At 62.0% G+C, this 11,190-nt stretch carries 13 protein-coding genes; 11 read left to right on the forward strand and 2 right to left on the reverse strand.

Going from position 1 to position 11,190, the window contains the following annotated elements:
• The first annotated feature begins 124 nt into the window (after window positions 1-124).
• From pdhA to LXM96_RS18205, 11 genes are all read left to right on the forward strand, one after another.
• The gene (gene pdhA, locus LXM96_RS18155; protein WP_239999975.1) at window positions 125-1,171 is read left to right on the forward strand and encodes a pyruvate dehydrogenase (acetyl-transferring) E1 component subunit alpha; all 1,047 of its coding nucleotides are present in this window, start codon (window positions 125-127) and stop codon (window positions 1,169-1,171) included.
• Window positions 1,172-1,190: 19 nt separating this feature from the next.
• Window positions 1,191-2,621 (forward strand): pyruvate dehydrogenase complex E1 component subunit beta, encoded by a 1,431-nt coding sequence (locus LXM96_RS18160; protein ID WP_239999976.1) that lies wholly within the window; start codon window positions 1,191-1,193, stop codon window positions 2,619-2,621.
• 12 nt (window positions 2,622-2,633) lie between these two features.
• Window positions 2,634-4,010: a pyruvate dehydrogenase complex dihydrolipoamide acetyltransferase gene (locus LXM96_RS18165; protein WP_239999977.1), complete on the forward strand. Its 1,377-nt coding sequence runs from the start codon at window positions 2,634-2,636 to the stop codon at window positions 4,008-4,010.
• A 127-nt stretch (window positions 4,011-4,137) separates the two neighbouring features.
• A complete protein-coding gene (locus LXM96_RS18170; RefSeq protein ID WP_239999978.1) occupies window positions 4,138-4,380 on the forward strand; it encodes a hypothetical protein in 243 nt (80 codons plus the stop codon).
• Between the two features lie 56 nt (window positions 4,381-4,436).
• Window positions 4,437-5,075: an SGNH/GDSL hydrolase family protein gene (locus LXM96_RS18175; RefSeq protein ID WP_240000013.1), complete on the forward strand. Its 639-nt coding sequence runs from the start codon at window positions 4,437-4,439 to the stop codon at window positions 5,073-5,075.
• A gap of 94 nt (window positions 5,076-5,169) precedes the next feature.
• On the forward strand, window positions 5,170-5,409 hold the full coding sequence (locus LXM96_RS18180) for a YdcH family protein (protein WP_239999979.1): 240 nt from the start codon (window positions 5,170-5,172) through the stop codon (window positions 5,407-5,409).
• Between the two features lie 78 nt (window positions 5,410-5,487).
• On the forward strand, window positions 5,488-6,933 hold the full coding sequence (lpdA, locus tag LXM96_RS18185) for a dihydrolipoyl dehydrogenase (protein WP_239999980.1): 1,446 nt from the start codon (window positions 5,488-5,490) through the stop codon (window positions 6,931-6,933).
• A gap of 73 nt (window positions 6,934-7,006) precedes the next feature.
• Window positions 7,007-7,255 carry a GlsB/YeaQ/YmgE family stress response membrane protein gene (locus tag LXM96_RS18190; RefSeq protein ID WP_239999981.1) on the forward strand — a complete coding sequence of 83 codons (249 nt, stop codon included), beginning with the start codon at window positions 7,007-7,009 and terminating at the stop codon, window positions 7,253-7,255.
• Between the two features lie 35 nt (window positions 7,256-7,290).
• Window positions 7,291-8,265, forward strand: a complete 975-nt coding sequence (lipA, locus tag LXM96_RS18195; RefSeq protein ID WP_239999982.1) for a lipoyl synthase — start codon at window positions 7,291-7,293, stop codon at window positions 8,263-8,265.
• Window positions 8,266-8,341: 76 nt separating this feature from the next.
• The gene (locus tag LXM96_RS18200; protein ID WP_239999983.1) at window positions 8,342-8,902 is read left to right on the forward strand and encodes a P-loop NTPase family protein; all 561 of its coding nucleotides are present in this window, start codon (window positions 8,342-8,344) and stop codon (window positions 8,900-8,902) included.
• Between the two features lie 9 nt (window positions 8,903-8,911).
• Window positions 8,912-9,361: a type II toxin-antitoxin system RatA family toxin gene (locus LXM96_RS18205; RefSeq protein WP_239999984.1), complete on the forward strand. Its 450-nt coding sequence runs from the start codon at window positions 8,912-8,914 to the stop codon at window positions 9,359-9,361.
• Here the strand turns inward: LXM96_RS18205 and LXM96_RS18210 are convergent.
• Together LXM96_RS18210 and LXM96_RS18215 are read right to left on the reverse strand one after the other, a co-directional pair.
• Window positions 9,346-9,852, reverse strand: coding sequence for a CinA family protein (locus tag LXM96_RS18210; RefSeq protein WP_239999985.1), 507 nt, complete (start codon window positions 9,850-9,852; stop codon window positions 9,346-9,348). The two genes, LXM96_RS18205 and LXM96_RS18210, sit on opposite strands and share 16 nt — an antisense overlap.
• Window positions 9,849-11,036: a bifunctional 2-C-methyl-D-erythritol 4-phosphate cytidylyltransferase/2-C-methyl-D-erythritol 2,4-cyclodiphosphate synthase gene (locus tag LXM96_RS18215; protein ID WP_239999986.1), complete on the reverse strand. Its 1,188-nt coding sequence runs from the start codon at window positions 11,034-11,036 to the stop codon at window positions 9,849-9,851. Before LXM96_RS18215 ends, LXM96_RS18210 begins: the two co-directional genes overlap by 4 nt.
• Window positions 11,037-11,190 lie beyond the last annotated feature (154 nt).

Consider the following 11,190-nt stretch of genomic DNA (forward strand, 5'->3'; position numbering starts at 1 on the left):
TTCACTAACAATATCATAGGTTTGGACGGAATGCGTGCCATGCATTTATGGCATTGCTGGGGTGCTGTTTCTTCCCTATGGTGACGCTCAGAAATGACACAATGCAGCACAAAGGGAGGGATGAATGGCGCCGAGCAAGACCGCGTCTGTATCCGGCCGCAAATCCGCGGCAAAGCCTGCAAAGAAGGACTTCAACGGCGGCACCATCGCCGAATTCGACAAGCAGCAGGAGCTCCAGGCTTACCGCGACATGCTGCTTATCCGCCGTTTCGAGGAAAAGGCCGGCCAGCTTTACGGCATGGGCTTCATCGGCGGCTTCTGTCATCTCTACATCGGCCAGGAAGCGGTCGTTGTCGGCATGCAGATGTCGCTGAAGGAAGGTGACCAGGTCATCACCGGCTATCGCGATCACGGCCACATGCTGGCAACCGGCATGAGCGCCCGTGGCGTCATGGCGGAGTTGACGGGGCGCAGGGGCGGCTATTCCAAGGGGAAGGGCGGCTCCATGCACATGTTCTCCAAGGAAAAGCAGTTCTACGGCGGCCACGGCATCGTCGGCGCACAGGTGTCGCTCGGAACCGGCCTGGCCTTCGCCAACAAGTACCGCGGCAATGACAGCATCTCGACCGCTTATTTCGGCGATGGCGCTGCCAACCAGGGGCAGGTCTATGAAAGCTTCAACATGGCGCAGCTCTGGAAGCTGCCGATCGTCTACGTGATCGAGAACAACCGCTACGCCATGGGCACCTCCGTCTCGCGCGCCTCCGCCCAGACCGATTTCTCCCAGCGCGGCGCCTCCTTTGGTATCCCGGGCTTCCAGGTCGACGGCATGGATGTTCGCGCCGTCAAGGCCGCGGGCGACGAGGCGGCAGAGCATTGCCGCTCCGGCAAGGGACCGATCATTTTGGAAATGCTGACCTACCGCTATCGCGGTCACTCCATGTCCGACCCGGCGAAGTACCGCTCTAAGGATGAAGTGCAGAAGATGCGTTCGGAGCACGACCCGATCGAGCAGGTGAAGAATCGTCTTCTCGAGAAGCATTGGGCCACGGAAGAAGAGCTGAAGGCGATCGACAAGGACGTCCGCGACGTCGTCTCCGACTCGGCAGACTTCGCCCAGTCCGATCCCGAGCCGGATACCTCCGAGCTCTACACCGATATTCTGCTCTGATCCGGGGAGGGACACTAGAATGCCAATTGATATCCTCATGCCCGCCCTTTCCCCGACCATGGAGGAGGGCACCCTCAGCAAGTGGCTGAAGAAGGAAGGTGACCAGGTCACCTCCGGCGACGTCATTGCCGAAATCGAGACCGACAAGGCGACGATGGAAGTGGAAGCCGTCGACGAAGGCGTGATCGGCAAGCTGCTGATCGACGCCGGCACCGAAAACGTCAAGGTCAACACGCCGATTGCCGTCCTTCTGCAGGAAGGCGAAAGCGCCGATTCCATCTCGGCGGAAAAGCCCGCTCAGCCTGAGGCGGCGAAGGCCGATGCCGACACGCCAGCGGCGACCTCGGACGCTGCAGGCGGAAAGGCTCGTGAAGCCAAGGATGAGCCCGCTTCCTCCGCCGACAACAAGGTCCCGGCCCAGCCGAAGATCGATGTCGCTGCTGATCCGGACATTCCGGAAGGGACAGAAATGGTCTCCACCACCGTCCGCGAAGCCTTGCGCGATGCCATGGCCGAAGAAATGCGCCGCGACGAGACCGTCTTCGTCATGGGCGAGGAAGTTGCCGAATACCAGGGTGCCTACAAGGTCACCCAAGGCCTTCTTCAGGAGTTCGGCGCTCGCCGCGTGGTGGATACTCCGATCACCGAACACGGCTTTGCCGGCGTCGGCGTCGGTGCCGCCATGGCCGGCTTGCGCCCGATCGTCGAGTTCATGACCTTCAACTTCGCCATGCAGGCGATCGACCAGATCATCAACTCGGCCGCCAAGACGCTCTATATGTCCGGCGGTCAGATGGGTGCGCCGATGGTGTTCCGCGGCCCGAACGGTGCTGCTGCCCGCGTGGCCGCCCAGCACAGTCAGGACTACGCCGCGTGGTATTCCAGCATCCCGGGCCTCAAGGTCGTCATGCCCTACACGGCAGCCGACGCGAAGGGCCTATTGAAGGCCGCGATCCGCGATCCTAATCCGGTCATCTTCCTGGAAAACGAGATCCTTTACGGGCAGTCGTTCGACGTGCCGAAGCTGGATGATTTCGTCCTGCCGATCGGTAAGGCCCGCATCCACAAGCAGGGCAAGGACGCCACCATCGTCTCCTTCGGCATTGGCATGACCTATGCCACGAAGGCCGTCGCGGAGCTGGAGAAGGAAGGCATCGATGTCGAGCTGATCGATCTGCGTACGATCCGCCCGATGGACCTGCCGACCGTCATCGAATCGGTCAAGAAGACCGGCCGCCTCGTCACCGTCGAGGAAGGCTATCCGCAGAACTCGGTCGGCACCGAAATCGCCACCCGCGTGATGCAGCAGGCCTTCGACTATCTCGACGCGCCGATCCTGACGATCGCTGGCAAGGACGTGCCGATGCCTTATGCGGCCAACCTCGAAAAGCTGGCCCTGCCGAATGTCGGCGAGGTCGTCCAGGCGGTGAAGACCGTCTGCTACAAGTAAGGGAGGGCGCAGATGCCGATCAACATCACCATGCCTGCCCTCTCGCCGACGATGGAAGAGGGCAACCTGGCGAAGTGGCTGGTCAAGGAGGGCGACACGGTCGCCCCCGGTGACGTGATTGCCGAGATCGAGACCGACAAGGCAACCATGGAAGTGGAAGCCGTCGATGAAGGCACGGTGGCGAAGATCGTCGTCCCGGCCGGCACCGAAGCTGTCAAGGTCAATGCGCTGATCGCTATCCTCGCCGGTGAAGGCGAGGATGTGAAGGAGGCCGCAGCCTCTGGCGGCGCATCTGCAGATGCGCCCAAGCCTGCTGCCGCTCCGGCGGAAGCCAAGGCGGAAGCACCGAAGGCCGAGCCTGCCAAGCCGCAGGCTGAGCAGCCGGTTGTCGATACCCCGCCCGCACCCTCGACGCCTGCACCGAAGGCCGCCTCCGGCGAGCGCATTTTTGCCTCGCCACTGGCCCGCCGTCTCGCCAAGGACGCCGGGCTTGATCTTTCGGCCGTCTCCGGCTCCGGCCCGCATGGTCGCGTCGTTAAGGCCGACATCGAAAAGGCCGTCTCCTCCGGTACCGGCAAGGCAGCACCGGCCGCAGCCGCCGCAGCACCTCAGGCTGCCGCGCCTGCGATGGCAAAGGGTGCGGGCGACGACGCCGTCCTGCGCCTCTTCGAAGAGGGCTCCTACGAACTCCTGCCGCATGACGGCATGCGCAAGACGATTGCCTCGCGCCTGCTGGAATCGCACCAGACGGTGCCGGCCTACTTCGTCTCGATGGATTGCGAGATCGACGCGCTGTTGAAGCTGCGCGCCGAGATCAACAAGTCGGCGCCGATGAGAAAGACTGACAAGGGTGACGTCCCGGCCTTCAAGCTGTCGGTCAATGATTTCGTCATCAAGGCCATGGCGTTGGCGCTGCGCGACGTTCCGGCGGCAAACGCCTCCTGGACCTCGACGGCACGGCTCATGCATAAGCATTCGGATGTCGGCGTCGCCGTCTCCATTCCGGATGGCCTGATCACGCCGATCATCAAGAAGGCGGAGCAGAAGACCCTGTCGATCATCTCCAACGAGATGAAGGATTTGGCCCGGCGTGCCCGCGACAAGAAGCTGAAGCCCGACGAGTACCAGGGCGGCACCACGGCCGTCTCCAATCTCGGCATGTTCGGCGTCGCCAACTTCACCTCCATCATCAACCCGCCACATGCCTCGATTGTCTCGATCGGTGCCGGTGTCGAGAAGCCGGTGGTGAAGAACGGCGAGATTGCGATCGCCACGGTGATGACGGCGACGTTCGCCTTCGACCACCGCGTCATCGACGGAGCCCTCGGCGCCGAACTCGCCGCCGCCTTCAAGCGCCACGTCGAGAACCCGATGGGAATGCTGGTGTAAGTGACCGGACCTTCCCCTTTTCGGGGAAGGGTGTCCGCTCCGGCACTGGAGGCCGGGTCGTGACTTTTCATGCCGTGATCTCCATATCTTGGGTGAGGTGAAGACAGAGGTCCTCAAGGAGCTTCAGATGGCTGATGAACCTGTTGATATGATCATGCCGATGCTGCGGGAAATGCGTGGCGAGATGCGTGAGATGCGTGGTGAAATGCAGGGTATGAAGCAGCAGCTCGACAAGCTGGAGAGCGGCCAGAAGACCATCCGCCAGGCGCTGACGGCCGACACCATGATGTCGAAGTTCGTGACCGGCGATTTCGAGGAGCGGATCTTCGAGCTGGAGCGCAAGGTGGACGCGCTCACAAAGGGCAAGTAGGAGCCGGGCTTGCAGAAGCGCAAGCAGAGGCGGCAGGAAGTGACTGGCGTATGAGCATGAGAACCGTCCTGTGTTACGGCGATTCGCTGACCTGGGGGTATGATCCGGAAGGTCCGGGTCGTCACCTGTTCGAGGATCGCTGGCCGAGCGTCCTGGCTTCGTCCCTTGGCCCTGAAGTGAACGTCATCCCCGAGGGCCTGAATGGTCGCACCACCGGCTACGACGATCTGCTGGCAGATTGCGACCGCAACGGCGTGAAGACCTTCCCAACGGTCCTGCACACGCACATGCCGCTCGACCTCGTCATCATCATGCTCGGCACCAACGACATGAAGCCGGCGATCGCCGGCACCGCAATCGCGGCGCGGCAGGGAATGCAGCGTCTGGTCGGGCTGATCCGGCATCACGAGTGGTCGTTCGATTATGATGCGCCCGACGTGCTCGTCGTTTCGCCACCTCCGCTTCGCGAGACGGCCGATCCGGTCTTCGCAGCGATGTTTGCCGGCGGCGTCGAGCAGTCGCAGATGCTGGCCTCACTCTACCGCGATCTGGCCGACGACATGGGCTGCGGCTTCTACGATGCTGCGTCGGTTGCCACAACGACCCCAATCGACGGCGTACATCTGGACGCTGAAAACACGCGCGCGCTCGGCAAGGGGTTCGAGCCCATCGTGCGCATGATGCTTGGTATCTGACGCAGTCTTGTTGATGGAGTTGACCACGATCAAAGACTAGACGGGCACGTTCTTTATGGCTGGTCCTCATCGTTTGACGAAGAGGAGACAGACCATGTCGAACACGCCGCACGAAATTCACGACGAATTTCCAGACTATGCGGGCAAGTTGCACACGCTGAAGGTCAGCGACGAGCATTTTGCCGATCTGCTCGAGGATTATCGCGACGTCAACCGCGCCATCCATCGAGCAGAGACGGAGGTGGAGCCGGTCGGCGATGCGCACATGGTAGACATGCGCAAGCGCCGGATGGTTCTGAAGGACGAGATTTACGGGATGCTGACACGGGCGTGATGCCTCTGGTGCTTCAATCCCGCTGGGCAAGGGCCAGCTGCGGTTGGCTCGCCCAGGTAGAACAGGAGATGAAGGCCAGTGTCCAACGCTTATGACGTCATCATCATCGGCTCCGGCCCCGGCGGCTATATTGCCGCGATCCGCGCCGCCCAGCTCGGCATGAAGGTTGCCGTTGTGGAGCGCGAGCATCTCGCTGGCATCTGCTCCAACTGGGGCTGCATTCCGACGAAAGCGCTTTTGCGTTCTGCCGACGTGATGCACAGCGCTAGTCATGCCGCAGACTACGGTCTCACTCTCGAAGGCACGATCAAGCCGGACATCAAGGCGATCGTCGCGCGCTCGCGCGGCATTGCGGCCCGCATGAACAATGGCGTCGGCTTCCTGTTCAAGAAGAACAAGGTCGACATCATCTGGGGCGAGGCAAAGATCACCAAGCCCGGCGAAATCGTCGTCGGCAAGATCTCCAAGCCGATCGTCCAGCCCCAGGGTCCCGTGCCGAAGAACACGCTGGGCGAGGGGACCTACACCGCCAAGCATATCATTGTCGCGACCGGCGCTCGTCCGCGCGCGCTGCCGGGAATCGAGCCGGACGGTAAGCTGATCTGGACATATTTCGAGGCCATGAAGCCGGAAGAAATGCCAAAGTCGCTGCTCGTCATGGGCTCGGGCGCCATCGGCATCGAGTTCGCGTCCTTCTACCGTACCATGGGCGTCGACGTGACTGTCGTCGAGATCATGAAGCAGGTCATGCCGGTCGAGGACGAGGAGATCTCCGCCTTCGCCAAAAAGCAGTTCGACAAGCAGGGCATGAAGATCCTGCTCGAAGCCAAGGTCACCAAGGTGGAGAAGGGTGCAAACTCTGTCACCGCTCATGTCGAGACGAAGGACGGCAAGACGCAGGCGATCACCGCGGACCGGATGATCTCCGCCGTCGGCGTCCAGGCCAACATCGAGAACATCGGGCTTGAAGCTATCGGCGTGAAGACCGATCGCGGCTTCATCGTCATCGACGGCTACGGCAAGACAAACGTCCCTGGCATCTATGCCATCGGCGATGTCGCTGGCCCGCCGCTGCTCGCCCACAAGGCCGAGCACGAGGCCGTCATTTGCGTCGAGAAGATTGCCGGCCTGCCGAACGTCCACCCGATGGACAAGGCAAAGATCCCCGGCTGCACATACTGCAACCCGCAGGTCGCCTCCGTTGGATTGACGGAAGCCAAGGCCAAGGAGCAGGGCAGGGACATCCGCGTCGGCCGCTTCTCCTTTGCCGCCAATGGCAAGGCCGTGGCGCTCGGTGAAGATCAGGGCATGGTCAAGACCATTTTCGACAAGAAGACCGGCGAGTTGCTCGGCGCTCACATGGTCGGTGCGGAAGTGACCGAACTGATCCAGGGCTTCGTCGTCGCGATGAACCTGGAAACGACGGAAGAGGACCTGATCCACACGATCTTCCCGCATCCGACCATTTCGGAGACGATGAAGGAAAGCGTGCTGGACGCCTACGGCCGGGTCCTCAACGCCTGACATCTTGGCGCTGGTGCCGGACTTGTTCCCAGTTCCGGCACCGCCCACATGTAGATCGAAATCGGAGGATGGCATGGAAGGCGTGGGTTGGTTTGCCGCAATCATCATCGGCGGGCTGGCGGGTTGGCTGGCCGGCAAGTTCATGAACATGCGCTACGGCCTGTTCATGAACATCTTCATCGGCATCGTCGGCGCGATCGTCGCAAGTGCTGCCTTCGAGAGCGCCGACATCCATGTCGCAGGCGGGTGGCTGGGTTTCCTGGTGACAGGTTTCATCGGCTCCTGCGTTCTGTTATTCCTCGCGAAAATCGTCCGTCGTTGACGGAAAGCCGCGTCTGCGGCGAAGGCAGGTAGTTGATGGTCACCATTCTCGACAGAACGGCAACGGAAGAAGTCAAGCGCGTTCGCCATCCGGAAAAGGCCCACAAGCCCGACACCGAGGTGCTGCGCAAGCCGGAATGGATCCGCGTCAAGGCGCCTGTCTCCAAGGGCTACATGGAAACGCGCGAGCTTGTCCGCTCGCACAAGCTCGTCACCGTCTGCGAGGAAGCCGGCTGCCCCAACATCGGCGAGTGCTGGGACAAGAAGCACGCAACCTTCATGATCATGGGCGAGATCTGCACCCGCGCCTGCGCCTTCTGTAACGTTACGACCGGCCGACCCAATGCACTTGATCCGCTGGAGCCGGAAAACGTAGCCAAGGCGGTCCGGCAGATGGGCCTGTCGCACGTCGTCATCACCTCCGTCGACCGCGACGACCTCGACGATGGCGGCGCCGAGCATTTCGAGAAGGTGATCTGGGCGATCCGCCAAGCCTCGCCGACCACGACGATCGAGATCCTGACGCCGGACTTCCTGAAGAAGCCGGGCGCTCTCGAGCGCGTCGTGGCTGCCAAGCCGGACGTCTTCAACCACAACCTTGAAACGGTCCCCGGCAACTATCTCACGGTGCGCCCCGGCGCCCGCTATTTCCACTCCATCCGCCTCCTGCAGCGGGTGAAGGAACTGGACCCGACCATGTTCACCAAGTCGGGCATCATGGTCGGCCTTGGCGAGGAACGCAACGAGGTCTTGCAACTGATGGACGACCTGCGCACCGCCGACGTCGACTTCCTGACGATCGGCCAGTACCTGCAGCCGACCCGCAAGCACCACGCGGTGATGAAGTTCGTCACGCCGGAAGAGTTCAAGTCCTACGAAACGGTTGCCTATACCAAGGGCTTCCTGATGGTTTCCTCAAGCCCGCTGACCCGTTCGTCCCACCACGCCGGCGACGACTTCGAGCGTCTGCGCGCAGCGCGGGAGCGGAAGGTGCTTCAGGCCGCGGAATAGTCGGACCAGCTCCGCCTTGCATTCCTGTTGGGCCGCGGCAATTCTTGTCGCGGCTTCTCGATAGGGTGTCCTTGCCATGCAAATCGAAAACGTTGAGGCGGCAGCGGGCGTCCTGCGTGATGCAAGGCGCGTGCTCGTGATTGGCTGCTCGGGCGGCGGCAAGACGACGCTCTCGCTGGCGCTCGCTGACCGGCTGAGGCTTCCTTATGTCTCCATGGATCGGGAGTTCTTCTGGTTGCCCGGGTGGGTCACCCGCGGGCGGACTGAGCAGCGTCAGCTGATCGCCAGCGTGGTGAAACAGGAAAGCTGGATCATGGATGGCACGAACGCCTCTAGCTTCGATCTGCGCCTGCCCAGAACGGATGTCGTGCTCTGGGTTCGCATTCCGCGGCTACAATGCATCTGGGGCGTCGCGGCCCGCTGGTTGATGTGGCTTGGCAGGACAAGGCCGGAAATGACGCCTGGCTGCCCCGAGCGGCTGGACCTGGATTTCCTGCGCTACATCTGGAATTTCGAGCGGGATCACGCGCCGGTGATCGCAGCGCTTGCTGCCTACGAGCCGGCTATGCCTCTCCTCGAGCTTAAATCGCGGCGACAGGTGCGCGAACTTCTTGATTCTCTTGGGCGGCAGGCTTAACTCCGCTCTATGCCAAAGTTCGAGACTCACCGCCCCGTCAAGCATTCTCCTGAGCAGATGTACGCCCTGGTTGCCGATGTGGAGAAGTATCCGCAATTCCTGCCGCTCTGCGAGGCGCTGACCATTCGCTCCAGCAAGGAGCGCGACGGCAAGACGCTGCTGATCGCCGACATGACAGTCGGTTACAAGGCAATCCGCGAGACGTTCACCACGCAGGTGCTGCTCAATCCCGCCGAGCTTGCCATTGACGTTAAGTACATCGAAGGCCCGTTCAAGTATCTCGATAATCGCTGGCGCTTCCGTGAGACGCCGGATGGATCCATCGTCGACTTCTTCATCGAATACGAGTTCAAGAGCCGGATCCTCGGTGCGGTGATGGGTTCCATGTTCGACCGCGCCTTCCGCACCTTTGCCGAAGCCTTCGAAGCGCGCGCCGACAAGATCTACGCGCCGGCCTGAACCGCTTCCGCCAGCATCGCCAGCGCCGTTGCAATCGTCGCGAGCCTTACCTCGCTTCGGCCGATGGCGCCGTAGCGCAGCTCCCGGTGGATGATCTCTCCCGCCCTGGATTTGACCGCCAGGTGCACGAGTCCTACCGGCTTTTCAGGGGAGCCTCCCGTCGGCCCGGCGATGCCGGTAACGGCCACGGCCACCTGCGCATTCGACCGGTAGAGTGCGCCGTGCACCATCTGCAGCGCAGTCTCCTTCGAAACGGCGCCAAACTCCGCCAATGTCGCCGGAGAAACGCCCAGAAGGTCCACCTTCGCCTCGTTCGTATAGGTCACCAAGCCGCGGTCGACGACGGCCGATGAGCCGGACACCTCCGTCAGCACGCCTGCGATCAGCCCGCCCGTACAGGATTCGGCGGTGGAGAGCATCAGCCGTCGCCCCTTGTAGAGGGCGATGATCTTTGTCGCCTGCTCTTCGATCTCCGCCGGAAACAGGGTCATTCCGCGGTGCCTTGATAGACGACTGTGGCGGTGGCGATGGCGGCAATGCCCTCCCGCCGGCCGACGAAGCCGATCGTCTCGTTGGTCGTCGCCTTGACCGAACAGCGGTCGAGGCTGATGCCGAGGATCTCGGCCATCCGCTCTCGCATCTCCTGCCGGTGCGGGCCGACCTTCGGCGCTTCGGCGATCAGTGACACGTCGGCATTCATGATGGTTCCGCCGTGCGAGCGCACGGTCTCTGCCGCGCGCGCGAGGAAGATTCTGGAGGGCGCGCCCTTCCACTGCGGATCGGAGGGCGGGAAGTGGTCACCGATGTCTCCGGCACCGCAGGTCGCGAGCAAAGCGTCGGTCAGCGCGTGCAAGGCGACATCGGCGTCCGAATGCCCCTTCAGCTTCTGGTCGTGCGGGATGAAGACGCCGCACAGCGTGACGCCCTCGCCCGGCTCCAGCTGGTGCACGTCATATCCGTTGCCGGTCCTGACATCCGGAAGTGCCGCTGCCGAGAGCTTCTGGTTCGCCATGATGATATCTCGCTTAACTGTCAGTTTTACATTGTCCGGTGACCCTTCCACCAGCGCCACCGGCATGCCGGCCCACTCCGCGATCGAACAGTCGTCCGTAAAGTCGTCGCGGCCAGACGCAGCCGCTTTCTCGTGTGCCTCTAAAATAGCTGCCAGGAGAAAGCTCTGCGGCGTTTGCGCCGCGTAGAGATCTTGGCGGGAAACCGTCTCCTGCACCTGATCCTGGCTGCCACGCTTGAGCGTATCAGTAACGGGCAGGGCAGGCAGGACCGCTTGTTCGCCAGCGGCCAGCCGGGATGCGACTCGGTCGAGAAGCGGCCCGTCGACGAAAGGCCGCGCGCCGTCATGGATCATGACTTGGGTAGCATCCGTCTGAGCGAGGGCTTTCAGGCCGGAAAGCACTGACTGCTGCCGGGTCGCTCCGCCAATAGCGACAGAGATGCGTTCCGCCCCAGCCATGCCCTTGATGGCATCGGCAAATAAGTCACGATCGTCCGGATGGATGACGACCACCATCGGGCCACTCTTTCGCCAGTTCAGGAAGGCCGCAAGCGTGTGCACAATGACTGGCTTTTCCCCGATCAGGCGATACTGCTTCGGCCCGTCCTCCGTTCCTGCGCGCTCGCCGCGGCCGGCAGCGACGATGACGATCCCGATGTTCATGAATGAGCCACGACCCAAAGCTGTTGCTGACATGAAGAGTTGACAGTGGAGCACTATAGACTCACAAGGCGTTTTGCCAGCCGCGCCCTTATCGTCTTGTTTTTTTGCGATTGCTCTTGTGGTCCGCGAAAACGCTGGCTAAAAATAGTGCATT

The organism is Rhizobium halophilum, from assembly GCF_021648825.1.
In the GTDB taxonomy this organism is placed as follows: Bacteria; Pseudomonadota; Alphaproteobacteria; order Rhizobiales; family Rhizobiaceae; genus Neorhizobium; species Neorhizobium halophilum.

Excerpts from the sequence above, each read along its gene's own strand:
- pdhA (WP_239999975.1), top strand. The coding sequence starts at position 125 with ATGGCGCCGAGCAAGACCGCGTCTGTATCCGGCCGCAAATCCGCGGCA.
- LXM96_RS18160 (WP_239999976.1), top strand. The coding sequence starts at position 1,191 with ATGCCAATTGATATCCTCATGCCCGCCCTTTCCCCGACCATGGAGGAG.
- LXM96_RS18165 (WP_239999977.1), top strand. The coding sequence starts at position 2,634 with ATGCCGATCAACATCACCATGCCTGCCCTCTCGCCGACGATGGAAGAG.
- LXM96_RS18170 (WP_239999978.1), top strand. The coding sequence starts at position 4,138 with ATGGCTGATGAACCTGTTGATATGATCATGCCGATGCTGCGGGAAATG.
- LXM96_RS18175 (WP_240000013.1), top strand. The coding sequence starts at position 4,437 with ATGAGAACCGTCCTGTGTTACGGCGATTCGCTGACCTGGGGGTATGAT.
- LXM96_RS18180 (WP_239999979.1), top strand. The coding sequence starts at position 5,170 with ATGTCGAACACGCCGCACGAAATTCACGACGAATTTCCAGACTATGCG.
- LXM96_RS18190 (WP_239999981.1), top strand. The coding sequence starts at position 7,007 with ATGGAAGGCGTGGGTTGGTTTGCCGCAATCATCATCGGCGGGCTGGCG.
- lipA (WP_239999982.1), top strand. The coding sequence starts at position 7,291 with ATGGTCACCATTCTCGACAGAACGGCAACGGAAGAAGTCAAGCGCGTT.
- LXM96_RS18200 (WP_239999983.1), top strand. The coding sequence starts at position 8,342 with ATGCAAATCGAAAACGTTGAGGCGGCAGCGGGCGTCCTGCGTGATGCA.
- LXM96_RS18205 (WP_239999984.1), top strand. The coding sequence starts at position 8,912 with ATGCCAAAGTTCGAGACTCACCGCCCCGTCAAGCATTCTCCTGAGCAG.
- LXM96_RS18210 (WP_239999985.1), bottom strand. The coding sequence starts at position 9,852 with ATGACCCTGTTTCCGGCGGAGATCGAAGAGCAGGCGACAAAGATCATC.
- LXM96_RS18215 (WP_239999986.1), bottom strand. The coding sequence starts at position 11,036 with ATGAACATCGGGATCGTCATCGTCGCTGCCGGCCGCGGCGAGCGCGCA.